Below are 13,560 nucleotides of genomic sequence, written 5' to 3' on the forward strand. Positions count from 1 at the left end.
AAACTATCGTGTCCCGTTAGTTTAATGCCAGTCCCATTCCGAGTAAGGGTGATTATTAGGTCCTCTAGGGTCTTTCAACCATACACATTGCTCCATTGGATGCAAATGTATCAAAGACATTCTGACCGGCATGAATATAAAGAACCGGATAGTACTACAAATTTCCCCAATCGGTTACACCCTCGTTGTAAAATTCTTTATGTTTTTCGGTGAGCATAAAGTTTTAGACTGGAGCCGTTGATTTAACATGGTTATTGAAATGATGAATCGGCAGCTTATGAAAAATAAGATTTATACTGATCCATTAAAAGAAGCAGCGGCAGACCAAGACTGGAAAAATGAAGTCTCTGACTGCCGCTGTAGTCATTCCACTAACGTTTCCTGATAGTTGAGCAAATAACTTTTCCGCTGGGTTTGAACCTATCCTATCGATTCCATCCTTTGGAGATATGCATCTCAATTCTAATGAACTCAGGCAAATTCCTTAATCCGCCTGATTCCTTGCACGATCCTCTCTTTGAGACTCTCCCGCAGCGAGTATATGACCGGTGCCGCAGGGATGTCGAATTTCAGATGGGAGTGGGGAATTTCCGTGAGTATGGTGCCGATCGGGTTACCTTGCTTGTCATGGATTACGTTCCAAAATATTCTCGATCTATTGTCTTCCGTACCCCACTTTTCAAGGGAGTTTCGGAAAATCAAGCGCTTGGCGATAACAAAATCATTCTCCTCGAGCTTCTCCAGAGTGCTGAAACCGGCATCCTCCAACTGATCGAATATGACCGGCATAAGATGATCCAAATAATGACCATAGGCCGCATCTTCGATTTCAGCAAAAGCAGCCGTCAGTTGTTCATGCATGGATTCGTACATGGACCTCCACTCGGACTCGATGTAATGGTTGGCCACCTCGCTTATTTCCTCGATCGACATGTCTTGCCGGAAAACCGGGAATCCTTTCTTCACAAACAAACGCCTCCTCCTCTTCATTTCAATTTCATTGTACAACTTGTAAGCCAATTCGAAGGTTAAGCAAAAAAAAAAGAGAAGGATTATCAACTATTTAATAGAAAACCTTATATGCTAGTTTAAGCTTGAGCTATTGTAATGAGGAGAGATGACGAGTTGACAATGCGCCCCAAAAAGATGGCGGCTAAATTCATGATTAGCACCAGTACTATAAGGAATTACGAGGCTAAAGGCCTAATACCTCCTGCTGAACGATCATCAAATGGCTATCGTGTTTATACGGACCAGCACGCAGCCTATCTGTCGTGTATCCAAGCCATGGCTCCGGCATTCGGAATGGAAGTGACGGCCCAGGTGCTTCGTTGTCTCCATCAGGACAAACCGCAAGATGCAATGTGGCTCATCAGGGAAAAAGAAGTCTCTTTGTACGAGGAAAAGGAGAGATTGGAGAGGTTAATTCAGGATGTTCGGATATTCGCTTACGAAAATAAATCTCCGTATGCCGAGGAGACGTTCACCATTAACGAAGCATCCGAACTGACGCAGGTTCCCAAATCGGCAATCCGCTACTGGGAGCAAGCAGGATATGTAACAGCGGATCGGGACCCTAATAACCGCTATCGTCGATACAATGGATACCACTTGCTAAAAATCAGGTTGATTCAAATGCTACAATGCTCCGTTTATTCAGAAGATACCGTGAATTTTAAGCAATCCATCGCCACGACCAAACATACGGATCTGCAGGAGGTTATGAATGTGGCTGAGAATGTCAGGTCTTATCTAGATAAGATCATCGAATCCCAAATGTGCGGGGTATCCTTTTTATACCAATTAATTCAACTTACAAAGGCCTCGACCTTCGATGGAGCTAGGATCATTCAACCGCGCCTGAATGGAACCGCCGATTAGATCATGGAAGGATTCCGTTAAACAAAAAATAGAGGAGATTAGCTCATATATTGAACTAACCATCCTCTATTTACGTTACTACAATTAACTCAGTCTAACACTTTAGTGTGATGTCAAAAAAGACATTCAATAGTTATTTAAAAGGCTGTCGATTTCTCGACAGCCTGGACAGAAGAATTACTTCTGCTGTTCATTGTATTTCAAATGTAAAATGGGGTAAGGGCGGCCTGCTCCATCCGTCAAATCTTCACCGGTTATTCCAAAACCGCTTTTTAAGTAAAACCTTGTCGCATTCTCATTTTGTTTATTCACATCAACGGATGTGATCCCAAAACTATTGATGCATGTTTGCATAATTTGTTTCCCATACCCTTTGCCAATTCTATTCGGATCGAGAAACAGTGCTTCCAAGTGATTTTCATTAATGGCAGTAAAACCAATGACAGAGTCTTCGGTATACCAGAGACGTACATCAAGATGAGGAAAATACATAGGTAATTCTTTTTTGATTTCCTCTTTATCCTTGAAACTCAAAAAATGATGAGTGGCCATTACCGATCTTTCCCAAACATTTATAATCATATCATAGTCATTAACGGTTGCTTTTCTGTTTTGTATCATCTCGTTCTGCTCCTTTTTCTTTTTAATTTATCACGCTCCTTTCATCACATTTTTGTAGATGGTGATCGTATATCTCCAATTGATATATGACTTCATGCTTACCACTCTTTTCGGATTTATATTAATCGATTTGCGATCAAACAGATTTCACTTTAATTATTTTTACTATCATATTTAGTTGGATTCAATAAATGTTGCTCTCTTTTACGGTAGAACCAGCTCATCCCCTTTTTACTTATTTCTCAAAGTATTCATTTTGACACAGACTTACATGTATGATGTCATGTCATTCACCGTCTCTAAATAGACTTTGTCTGCTGCTTCCTTCCTGTTAAAAACCAATTAGAATTAGATACCGAAATGAACAATCAGTTGGTTATTATCTGAAGCTTTGACAGTTAAGTTAATTAATACTTCTAATTTACAAAAATACCTCATGATCTAAAGAAGCATCATCGGGTATTTTCTAGCTGCTCAAGATTTTTTAGTTGATAATAAGCAGAAAAACACTCTTGTAATTTTGTAATGCAACAATGTGGTTCCACATTTTTTTATACGTGGACACAATTGTTCGATGAAAATAAAGTTCTAGACTGGAGTTGTTTATCTAATGAGGTTTTTCAATTATTAATTTGGCAGTCTTCGCAAAATAAGTTTTAGACTTTTCCAATAAAGTAAGCAGCGGCGGACTAAGACGTGAAAATAAAGTCTTAGACTGCCACTGCTGTTTCAGCCTGATAGTGAACTAATATTCCCCAGTTAGCATAACGATTAGTTTTAATCGAACTCTTAGTTAACATTTGATTTCGACGGAAAGTGATTGTCCCTAATGTTAAGTCAACAGAAACTCTACTATTTCAGCCTTCAGCGTTTCGTGAAATTGCACGCGATCAAAGCCGGGCGGGTCTTGCGAGGGGGGAAAGCTTGGTGAAATCATCTCAGCTGGGAACGGAGTCAGGAAGGAATAATGTCCGGCATTCTCCACCGTCCGATAGTGAATCATTTGCGGTTCAGCAATACTATTCATGATGATCTGCGCGTGAAAAGGAAGTGCGTAAGGGTCTCGCTCGGCATCCAACATGAGAATGGGGAGCCGAACGTTGTTTAATGCTCCCTCATTGCGGAACCAAACGGACGCCGGGGCTAGCAAAACCAGGGACCGGATGCGTGAATCATGAGGGACATCGATCTGCTGCAGCTTCCCATCCGGGCTCTCAGCAGGGAAGGAGGTTGGGATACCGCCAGCTGCTGCAAGCGCAGTGTAGCCCCCCATGGAATGCCCGATGACCGAATAGCCTCCCGACTGTAGAAGCCCCTTAAACCTCTCATCTTCAAAAAACCAGTCGGCTACCATGCGAAGGTGCCGGGGGCGATAGGTGAGATTTTGGACAGTACCTTCCATACTATTATCATTGCGGTTATTAAATGGATGTTCGAGAAGGCCAACGATAAAGCCGCTGCGCGCCAAATGCCGAGCGATCGACCGGTACACAAGCGGTGAACCGCCTGTACCGTGCGAAATGAGGACTAGTCTAAATTTCCCCTCCAGCGGCGCTGCGTCTCTGGCCACCTCCAACGAGTACGGCCCTAACCTATCAGCCTGTTCCGGTGCATCTGTCGGATACATCACGATCATGGGAACGGTCACCTTCAATGCGTTGTCGGTAATTTGTACCTCACAGCAACCTGCATATCCTTCAACAATTTCTTCTTTTTTGTTCATCTTGATTCCTTCCTCTCCTTGAGCTACATGCTCCTAATATGGCGAGCCAACGGGAATATATATGTCTAATACCGAATCCTCGTTCATCGGTCCTAGATATCGATGGTCGTAACGCACAAACTCCGGGAAATTCGTACGAACGCTGCCTGACTGGGGTAACCAGGTTTCATAAATGTACTGGAGCGTATCGCTGAGTCTCGATAATGTCCCCTTATGAGTAAAAACAGCATAAGTTACAACTGGGAGCAGCTTAGCGACCATTCCCAAAGGAACTACACTCTCCTCGCTAGCCACCTCGACACAAGCGATATACGTGACTTCCCATTGCCTACCTGTAAGTTCAATGACCGCATAAAATATGTCTTCCGTATCCGGCTTTCGCTCAATTTCAAACAAACGCTGCCTAAAGCTCCGCCATAGCTTTCCGACTTCGTCCGAATTGACACCCGGTATCGACATGCCGACCAGATGCAGCTTATTCAGGCAGACAATAGCTGGCACGAGGGAGATGCTCTTATTCAAATGCTGCTGTAGCCCCACTTCATCCAAAGGAAGCTTCTCCATCGCCCGAAACAGCGTGTCCTTCATGTCCCTTTGCTTTCGAAATTGTCCAGGCGAGATGGAGAACATTTTCCCAAAGGCTCGGGCGAAGGATTCCTGAGACTCGAACCGGTACAGGATGGCAATATCTATGATCCTTTGGTTGGTATAAAATAAATCGTATGCTGCTTGTGTCAATCTCCGCTTGCGTATGTACTCTGAGACGGAGTTTCTCGTAACCGATAGGAAGATCCGGTGAAAATGGTACGGCGAATAGCCCGCAGCCTCCATAACCTTGGTGCTTAATCTCTCATCGGTCAGATGATCCTCAATATAGGTAATGGCCTTGATTACCAAATCCTTATAATTCACTTTAATGCCTCCATATCGATATACTCACTTTACGACAGAGGGAACGCTCTGTTTTGATATTTTTTGCGGATTTTTACTTTACTCAACAGCTAACAATACTTTCCAACGCAGATAGTTTCCTGATCAGCTACACTCTTCGGTTCGCCAAAAGAGCGGCCTCTGGAAATTGCTCAGTCTCGCTGGTTATAAACAAATCTCACCCGTCCCTCGGTTAATGATGCATCGTTAGTCTAAAACTTTATTTCCCTAGTTTATCAAGAGCTAAATATAAAAAAGTCAAATAAAATAAAGAGTTCTACATATTGTACATGACTAATATGTGGAACCCTTTATGTTAAACTATCGTTCTTAGTTGACGGAATGCTATAAGTTATAACTCCATTAATTGTATGGTCAAAGGTTTCATGCTCATTATGAAATTCCAAAAACGCCTGTACGTCTTTTCTTATTCCCCTGAAAATACAACCCCATTTATAAAACGCCGATATTCGTGCACCACACTCATTCCTTAGCTCCTAACGAGACATTTTCGAACATCAATTTCAATTCATTCACCACATCATCAATAAATATTTCAACCATATTGAGAGATATAATTCCTGGTACATTCATCGGCTCATTCAGAGGATCCGACAAATATTCAATTTTCTCGTCTTTATACGTTAAGATCTCATGTCTTGTCAGGCCACCAACATCATAGCACGCGGCTTTGTTCAATTTCTGAATGAGTTCTTCAAGCCATTCCGTTGAGCGCGACAGCAAAAACTCGATCTTGCTCACATCGATATTGTAGACATTCTTATCAGTAGATTGCTTTTCAAACTCGCGATATACCGTAAAGGTCCATGCGCGGTCGGCATAGATATGAGCAACATATCCGAGAATAAAATCTAAATATAATGAATCGTATTTTGTTTGGATATTCAGAAATTCCTTCAGGTCTTCGTTGGTTGCAAAATCACCGTTTGGTCTCATGAGATGAGACTTATTTTTCTCTACACGGTCGTTCGTCCTTACATGAATCGAATCGGGTGCCAAACTCCCTAGCAAAAATTCAGGACTTGGATCACCACACAAACGCCTTGCGATTTCAAAGTGTACCATAGGCCAAGGCAAGTACAATACCCCCATCCAGGCTAATCTTAAAACAATTTTACCACATTAAGGAATAAAGGTACCAATAATACTCTACCTTATTGGTGAATATGGTGACATACATTCCCTCAAATCCTTTGATAGACCTCTGCATAGGAAAACTTAAGTTGTTCTCCAAATTTTTTATTTTCATCTTCGAGCTTCTTCATCTACATTTTACAGAAGCAATGATGGCGTCCTTATTGTTTTCATCCATCTCTTGCTTGATTTGTTTTGGTGTCGGCACTAGAGTTTGCTGCTGACGAAGTGATTCAATGCGCTCACGTATCTTATCTACCATATCGTTTTTGATATCTTGAATACGGAAAAAGTAATCATATAGATTGTTACCACTGTGATTATAAGATTCACTGATTTTCTGTTCTTTTCGCTTCAATCTGTTGTAATGGAGTAACTTTCCCGCTTTCAAAAGGATTACGCAACCACACAACAAAGTCAGCAAGATCCTTAACTTCTACTTCTTTATAATCTATTTTCCGCTCTTTAAGATAAGTGAAATACTGTTTTAATGCATAGCAATAAGTCTTCAATGTGTTGTTGCTTTTACCTGTCTGATCCAGGTATTTTAAATACTTCATCACAGGAAAAACTGGAACACCTACCTCATCCAACAGTAAATATCTTTTCTTATTTTCATTAAGAATTACCTCTTGTGCTCTCACAGCACCCCCCATCAAAAGCTTTTATCCTAATATATTAAATAATTTATACTAAGCTTTAAAGCCATAGTTAATATTTCTATTAAACAAAAAATAGAGGAGACTAGCTCATATAATGAACTAACCATCCTCTATTTACGTTACTACAATTAACCTAGTCTAATACTTTATTTTCTTCTGGCAACAATTGTACAGAGAAAATAAAGTACTAGACTTTAATCGTTGATTTGCCGTGATTTTTGAGTACGAAAATCGTTAGCTTCCGAGAAATAAGTTTTAGACTGACTCATGATTATGACTCGTTTAAAAAAGAAAACCAGAAAATATAGTGTTAGACTGAGTGAATGAGAGGTATGGCTAGACATATCCGTCCACCGCCGTCACCGGCATGCAGATCGGTAGCGCGCATCGATTCCGGAGTACCAGGAGAGCGAGCAGCTACCGCGTAAGTCCGTCCACCGCCGTCACGCCCTACAGTCTACAACTTTATTTTCTCAGTCTAAAACTTTATTTTCTTTAAACACCAGGTGCATAGCTTCGTACTGGCCATATCTTCAGGTGTGCTTACTTGACTGATGTACCTGGAGCGCTCCCCACCTTTCGTTATCCGATGTATAAATGTGGTATAATAATCCAGAGGGGATAATGGGCGATCTGTGATTGGGACTACGAAGTCGGGATGGTGATATGAATGGCTCTTTTAAAAGATAGTTCAACTTTAGATGAATATAAGGCTAGTTACGCACAACTTTGGGACGAACTCCAACATGTCGAAGAGGAGAAGTTTGAAAAAATAATAGAGAACATGCGTTATGAGTTGCTACCTACTAATAAAAAGTTATTGCATATACTTCAACCGTTTAAAACACATTTACTATGGCTAATTCCCTTGAGTGTAATTGGAGTGCTTACTATGGCTTATGTGTTATTCATTTGGATTTCACTACTCGTGGAATAGTGATAGGTAAAGAAAGACCACTATCTTAATTAATAAGATAGTGGTCTTTTTGTTGATAGGTCTAACGATTTTCGTAAATAAAGCCTTTTACGAATACTCCACTTATGCTACTTGCATTTTTTGCTTTTACACTTACTCCTTGAAGGGATGACGATCCATCCGTAACGCTCACAGTGAGATAGAAGGAACTACCGGATGCTGATTCGTCTGTGTAATACCCAGTTAAAGTTGTTTCGCCCTTTACGTCGTCACTAAAAAAGCCTTTTTTGACAATTTGATAGATAACCGTTCGCGCATCTGTAAAGGCTGGTTGGTACTGCCATCCTGATACTCCGATTATTTTTCCGATCATGTCGAAACTTCCACTGTATGTTGATCCGCTTTTAGCTAACCAATCATTATAACTGCCCACATGTACTGCCGCCATCGGAGTAATAGTATCATCACTCAATCCACTTAGCTTTTTATCTAATTGAATTTCACCCTTAACAGCACTACTCATCGTTTCTTGTCCTTCAATTAAAAGCTTCCATTTCCCGTCTTTATTAATAACAGGAAGTGAAACTTTGTTGACCTCGTTGTTATCTTTACGAACCAGATTTAAGGTTGCTGTGAATGAGTAGTCAGAGTTGGCATTGATTCTTTCTAAGTAAACTTTTGAAAATGGGTTCGTGCTTAGTAATTCTTTGTATTCAGAGATTTGTTCAGCGGTAGAATTAAAACGTGTGTCAATAACCCATTTAGAAGCTTCATCAACATTTCTATTTTGAATAGCCTTGATGTAATTGTTTACGGATTGCTTTGCCAACTCTTTTCCATCGGTTGAATAAGCTTTCGTAATACTTGGAAAAATTGCAACTAACATCATGCAACTTATTACAACTAAACTAGCTAATTTGTTTTTCACCAATCAAACCTCCTTAAAAATATGAATCATTCAGATCAGTACTTACATTTTGATGTTTTATCACTACATTAAATTCGCCTACCTCCTTCTATAGGTGGGCAATCCTTCCCGATCCCCCACCATTCTCTATTCCCTTATGTCTCTCCCCGTGGTCAGTGTAGCATGTGTCTCACTAAAAACTTGAAAATAAATTTTTGCGAGACAAAATAAAAACAGACGCCAAATGATGACGTCTGTTCGAATAAATATAGTTACCAAGGATGAACCGCGCCACCAGTAGTCACCATGGGTTAATTGTCCCCCCACCACCAGTCATAGTCATAATATCTGTGCTCGGAGGAGTAACAGGAGCCGCTGGGACTATTGGGGACACAACGGATAACGCAAGCACTACTGTTATAACTAATTTACCTAATCCTTTTATCATTGATACATCTCCTTTATATTACATTTTCCCTAAATAGTTAACTACCGATTCAATTTCATTTGCAATTTCAAGGCTGCCGAATATGGATGGGTTTTTATACGCTTCTCTTAAAAGCATCCCAACACACTCGCTCGCATCGTGGTGCCTATCTACAGATATAAACATCATAATGCTTTCTAGAAGATAATGGAATGCCTGAGCTTGTTCCTTAATGGAAATGTAATATTCACTCTTTTTAGTGTAATACTCCGCATATGCTGCTACGAGTGCAGGGTTATATGACGATTTTACATTAATAAAGTCTTTCTCATGCTTGAATAAACGTTCAGCAGCCGAAACATCTTTTTGCATTATGTATAAATCGAGGAGGTCGTACATAACAGCGACTTTATGCGGGTATTTGTCCAAACAGTTTTCAAGCTGTATGATAGCTAGATCGATATCCCCTTTTCTTCCGTCTAACTTAGCGGTCATGAAGTCCACCTTTTCCTGGATTACAGGAATGTTGAATGTCTTCAGTACATTATTAAATTTCTCGGCTAAGTCATACCGACCCAAAGCATAATGACAAAAAGCAGTAAAATCAATTGCATATGCTTTATGTACACTCTCATTAGTGTCAAGAGAGATGATTTTGCTACAATGACTAATGCAGTCTTCGTATTTCCCCAAGTGGTAAGCATGCGCACCTAGCTTATAATAGTAAGTAATCTGATCGTCTACGGAAAGGAATTTTGCGTGGTATATTATGATTTTCCCTACAGCATACGTTTCATTTAATCTTGTAAAATCATCACGTTCAATTAGGTAAGATTGGAGCAGTGCTTTTGCCAGCGTTGGCCGAATGCCGTGATCGTCGGTAAACTCGCTAATCACTTTAAACAAGGCAAGCCTTGGAGGTATTTCTTTTGTTTCTGTTGCAAGGGCGTATAAACGTTCGACGGAATCTTCTGAGGTTTCGCGCTGATTGATAGCGAGGAATTTAGTTGCGATTTTCATAATTAGTGGAACGGGCAACGAATTAGGAGCTGCTTCCTTCAGTACCGTAAATAGTGCGTCAGGGCTACGTTCTGTTTCGATGTAAACTTCTGTGATCTCATCCATCGAAATATCTAAGGTAGAAGCAATAGCTAGGATAGTGCGGAACTCCGGGGAACGTGTCTCCCCTATTTCAATTCTGGATAACGTAGCTTTAGGGGTACCTGATAGATCAGAGAGTTGCTGTAGCGTCATCTGCTTTTCTTGTCGTTTACATCGTATCAGTTCCCCCAGCCCCAGTATCACCGTGGACGTGGAGATTTCAGTCAATGGATACACCTCACTTATTGGATTATTTACAATTTATAAGTTTTTCGACCACCTACATATTACCATAATATTTTTTGATGTACCAATTATTTCAAAAGTAACATATGAACGTTATTGTGCGATTTACTTGTTATCAGTGCTAAATGCGAAACTTTTTTTGACATTTTTTATTGGCCAATGTTCCGAAATGCGAATGATCTCAGAGATCAAAATTAAAAATCGACCGTGAATACAAAAAAGGACCTCCCATCATTGGGGGGTCTTTCTAAATTAGTCCACGAACGAAAGTAAAATCGTAAAGTTGTGGCTTGGGCTTGTTAATTTTATACAAACTTTATATAACGTTCGTTGAATGTTATTAATATGAATAATATAGTTATATATGGATGATACAAAATCTCCTGAGTTCAGTAAATTGCAGGTTTTGTTCTGATATCATCACTATTTTTAAGTGGAGGAAACCTATGAAAACTAAGCTTTCTATTAAAACCGTTTTAGCATTATTGCTTTCACTCATCCTCGTTATCCCATCAGCGTATGCTTCTTCCACACCGCCGCCAGCAGAAATCACTCCTACATATCCGGGCACGAATACTAAAATGGTAGTTGGAGACGTGCTATATTCGAACAAGTCCCTTTATGGTTCAGCAGCTGTTGTCGGGCACGTAGGTATTGTCGGCTCAGATTATCGAATTTATCATGTAACTCCCGTTAGTGACGCAAACGGCGGTGGGATCAATGATACTATTGAAACATACATGGGACGACATAACGCAGGTGAGAAGATAGCAGTTTACAGAGCTCGTTACTTTGACTATACAAAAGCAGCAAAGTGGGCTGAGCAAAACTACTGGAGAGCCACTGAATATTCGATTAGTGTACTTGATAAGCTAGGTACACTCGATCCGAACTATTGTTCTAAATTTATATGGCAAGCCTTTTATTTTGGGGGCGGCGTAGACGTTACTGGAAAAAACTTAGGCCCAAATACGTACAGTCTTGTGTATCCATTAAACTTTACCTATGACCAATATTTCGCACGCATTACATCTTTCACAGCTACTCATTAATACTACGGCCAACCGCCTTATCTAAGAAAGCAGATAAGGCGGTTTTGTGCTTTAACATGGTCTTGAACGTTTAATGTATAATGGATATACATGAGAAGGAGGGGAACAGATGAAAAAAGCATTGATCTGGTCAGCCTGCATTATATTAATACTCGTGGGTGGAATATACTCCTACTACTTAATCAAGGTCAATAGTATGGAGCACAGCCTTAAATCTTATCTCATGACTGAAAAAAACTATAAAGAATCAGATATCAATAGTTTAACAGGGAAAATCGCAAAAGCTCCAAAGTATTCCGTCCAAGTTATTTTTAGCGATGAACCAAGTGTCATATACATATATACGGATCATGGCACTGGAAAGTGGAGACAACTGATCCCCGGCGTACCTGAGTCTGAGTCAGGTGTTCCCTTTAAGCACTATGAGCCTTTTAATTAGAATATGGTAAGGCTTATCTTATTCTTTTGTAGCTCGTCTTTAAAATATACCTCATAGATGGAGAGGAAATGGTAGGCAAGTTATAATCATTTGATTCTATAAGATACCACCCTTCAGCTGTTTTTACGAGTAATAATTGCTCTCCTGTTGTTCATAGTTATCAAGAGCTAAATTTAAGAAAGTCAGATAAAATAAAGGGTTCTTCATATTGTACATGACTAATATGAAGAATCCTTATGCTTAACTATCGTTCTTAGTTGACGGAATGCTATAAATTATGACTCCATTAAAAACGGTTCGACTTGATCAATTAATACATTTGTTTCTTTAATGGTATCCAGAATTAATTCACCTTCCACATGCTCTATCTTAACGTTCTTGTAATGTTCTTAAGATCGGATAAGTGGGTAATCAACTGATTGGGCAACGGATTGACGCTGCGGGAAGCTAGTCTTTTCGACCAAATGGACTCATTACTGCATGTACAGTAAATTGTTTTAAATGTCGCGCCTCTTTCCTCAATCCAGTTTTTTAATCTTCGTACGTCATCAATATTATTTAACCCATAATCAAGTATGATTGCGGCTGAAGAATCAATAACCGTTTGTAAAAAACGATACAGAAAATCAAAGCATATTTTATTTCTTAACCCATGTTCGGTAACAAATCCAGCAACCGAATCATAAATATCATCCTTGTGTGAAACAGGGATGTTTATTCTCTTGCCTAGTTCGTTTGATAATGTTGATTTCCCCGTTCCAGACATTCCCCTAAATAATATGATATTAGACATATAACCACTCCCTTGACTTTTGTTACAGGTACAACAGAGGCTGCCGACGCTTGTCCGTCGGCAGCCTCTCATGCAAGATGCTTACTGGATGCAAGCAGTTCTTGCCTTGCTTCAATAAGCCATGGGTGCATAACCTTTAGCTTATCCCTTTGTCCCCAGACATGGTTTAGGTAAACCAATATCGCCCCATCCAGATCAAAAACCTCAAGTCTCTGTCTCATCATCTCCTGATAAGGATGTTCACCTGGCAGTTCCCAAGAAATTTTATCAGCGACGAATAAAACCTTATCCAATGGACTTGCCCCTGCCTTTAGGGTCGTATGGCATTCAATTGCGTTTAATATAGCCATATTCGTGCAACCGAATATTTCCATAGCCATGTCCTTCGAAAGTTTCTGATGAACGATTCTCGGAAAACGTAGCTCCTCATCAATAATGTCGATTGATTGAGCTTCGGCAATACTCATCATCCTATCTTTCGGAACAACATTGCTAACGTCATGGAGCAGCGCCGCTTGCAAAGCAAATGCCTCATTGACGCCAAATAATTGAGCGATTCAGACGGCTTCGTTTCCAACATTGATTATATGGTCAAAGGTTTCATGCTCATTATGAAATTCCAAAAACGCCTGTACGTCTTTTCTTATTCCCCTGAAAATACAACCCCATTTATAAAACGCCGATATTCGTGCACCACACTCATTCCT

Annotated in this window: 15 protein-coding genes and 1 pseudogene; 4 read left to right on the forward strand and 12 right to left on the reverse strand. The window is 40.1% G+C overall.

What is annotated here, in order from left to right; genetic code table 11:
* Positions 1 to 471: 471 nt before the first annotated feature.
* Entirely contained in the window at positions 472 to 990 is a 519-nt protein-coding gene (locus MH117_RS26090; RefSeq protein ID WP_239333990.1) for a DUF6022 family protein, read from the reverse strand.
* A gap of 141 nt (positions 991 to 1,131) precedes the next feature.
* Between MH117_RS26090 and MH117_RS26095 the strand changes: the two genes are divergently transcribed.
* The gene (locus MH117_RS26095) at positions 1,132 to 1,881 is read left to right on the forward strand and encodes a MerR family transcriptional regulator (protein ID WP_275444864.1); all 750 of its coding nucleotides are present in this window, start codon (positions 1,132 to 1,134) and stop codon (positions 1,879 to 1,881) included.
* 177 nt (positions 1,882 to 2,058) lie between these two features.
* Here the strand turns inward: MH117_RS26095 and MH117_RS26100 are convergent, their stop codons facing one another.
* The 6 genes and pseudogenes from MH117_RS26100 to MH117_RS26125 all read right to left on the reverse strand — a co-directional run bounded on the left by MH117_RS26100 (position 2,059) and on the right by MH117_RS26125 (position 6,954).
* Positions 2,059 to 2,502, reverse strand: coding sequence for a GNAT family N-acetyltransferase (locus MH117_RS26100; protein WP_239333994.1), 444 nt, complete (start codon positions 2,500 to 2,502; stop codon positions 2,059 to 2,061).
* A gap of 832 nt (positions 2,503 to 3,334) precedes the next feature.
* Positions 3,335 to 4,225: an alpha/beta hydrolase family protein gene (locus MH117_RS26105; RefSeq protein ID WP_239333996.1), complete on the reverse strand. Its 891-nt coding sequence runs from the start codon at positions 4,223 to 4,225 to the stop codon at positions 3,335 to 3,337.
* A gap of 33 nt (positions 4,226 to 4,258) precedes the next feature.
* The gene (locus MH117_RS26110; protein WP_239333998.1) at positions 4,259 to 5,137 is read right to left on the reverse strand and encodes a GyrI-like domain-containing protein; all 879 of its coding nucleotides are present in this window, start codon (positions 5,135 to 5,137) and stop codon (positions 4,259 to 4,261) included.
* A gap of 501 nt (positions 5,138 to 5,638) precedes the next feature.
* Positions 5,639 to 6,253, reverse strand: coding sequence for a hypothetical protein (locus MH117_RS26115; RefSeq protein WP_239334000.1), 615 nt, complete (start codon positions 6,251 to 6,253; stop codon positions 5,639 to 5,641).
* Between the two features lie 107 nt (positions 6,254 to 6,360).
* Positions 6,361 to 6,563, reverse strand: a pseudogene (locus MH117_RS26120) (DUF6262 family protein); the annotation flags it as partial.
* A gap of 76 nt (positions 6,564 to 6,639) precedes the next feature.
* Positions 6,640 to 6,954: a site-specific integrase gene (locus tag MH117_RS26125; RefSeq protein WP_239334002.1), complete on the reverse strand. Its 315-nt coding sequence runs from the start codon at positions 6,952 to 6,954 to the stop codon at positions 6,640 to 6,642.
* Between the two features lie 688 nt (positions 6,955 to 7,642).
* On the opposite strand from MH117_RS26125, the gene MH117_RS26130 reads away from it, so the two are divergent.
* Entirely contained in the window at positions 7,643 to 7,909 is a 267-nt protein-coding gene (locus MH117_RS26130) for a hypothetical protein (protein WP_239334004.1), read from the forward strand.
* Positions 7,910 to 7,970: 61 nt separating this feature from the next.
* Here the strand turns inward: MH117_RS26130 and MH117_RS26135 are convergent, their stop codons facing one another.
* The 3 genes from MH117_RS26135 to MH117_RS26145 form a co-directional block, all read right to left on the reverse strand.
* A complete protein-coding gene (locus tag MH117_RS26135) occupies positions 7,971 to 8,816 on the reverse strand; it encodes a hypothetical protein (RefSeq protein ID WP_239334006.1) in 846 nt (281 codons plus the stop codon).
* Between the two features lie 280 nt (positions 8,817 to 9,096).
* On the reverse strand, positions 9,097 to 9,243 hold the full coding sequence (locus MH117_RS26140) for a hypothetical protein (protein ID WP_239334008.1): 147 nt from the start codon (positions 9,241 to 9,243) through the stop codon (positions 9,097 to 9,099).
* An 18-nt stretch (positions 9,244 to 9,261) separates the two neighbouring features.
* Complete coding sequence (locus tag MH117_RS26145) at positions 9,262 to 10,560, reverse strand: helix-turn-helix domain-containing protein (protein ID WP_343224487.1); 1,299 nt, start codon at positions 10,558 to 10,560, stop codon at positions 9,262 to 9,264.
* Positions 10,561 to 11,015: 455 nt separating this feature from the next.
* On the opposite strand from MH117_RS26145, the gene MH117_RS26150 reads away from it, so the two are divergent.
* Together MH117_RS26150 and MH117_RS26155 are read left to right on the forward strand one after the other, a co-directional pair.
* Positions 11,016 to 11,621: a hypothetical protein gene (locus MH117_RS26150; protein ID WP_239334012.1), complete on the forward strand. Its 606-nt coding sequence runs from the start codon at positions 11,016 to 11,018 to the stop codon at positions 11,619 to 11,621.
* 109 nt (positions 11,622 to 11,730) lie between these two features.
* Entirely contained in the window at positions 11,731 to 12,060 is a 330-nt protein-coding gene (locus tag MH117_RS26155; protein WP_028545251.1) for a DUF3139 domain-containing protein, read from the forward strand.
* Between the two features lie 364 nt (positions 12,061 to 12,424).
* On the opposite strand, the gene MH117_RS26160 is transcribed toward MH117_RS26155, so the two are convergent.
* The gene (locus tag MH117_RS26160) at positions 12,425 to 12,826 is read right to left on the reverse strand and encodes a P-loop nucleotide/nucleoside kinase family protein (RefSeq protein WP_239334014.1); all 402 of its coding nucleotides are present in this window, start codon (positions 12,824 to 12,826) and stop codon (positions 12,425 to 12,427) included.
* Positions 12,827 to 12,921: 95 nt separating this feature from the next.
* Positions 12,922 to 13,410 (reverse strand): HD domain-containing protein, encoded by a 489-nt coding sequence (locus MH117_RS26165; protein WP_343224488.1) that lies wholly within the window; start codon positions 13,408 to 13,410, stop codon positions 12,922 to 12,924.
* Positions 13,411 to 13,560 lie beyond the last annotated feature (150 nt).

Source organism: Paenibacillus sp. ACRRX, assembly GCF_022346885.1.
Lineage (GTDB): Bacteria > Bacillota > Bacilli > Paenibacillales > Paenibacillaceae > Paenibacillus_B.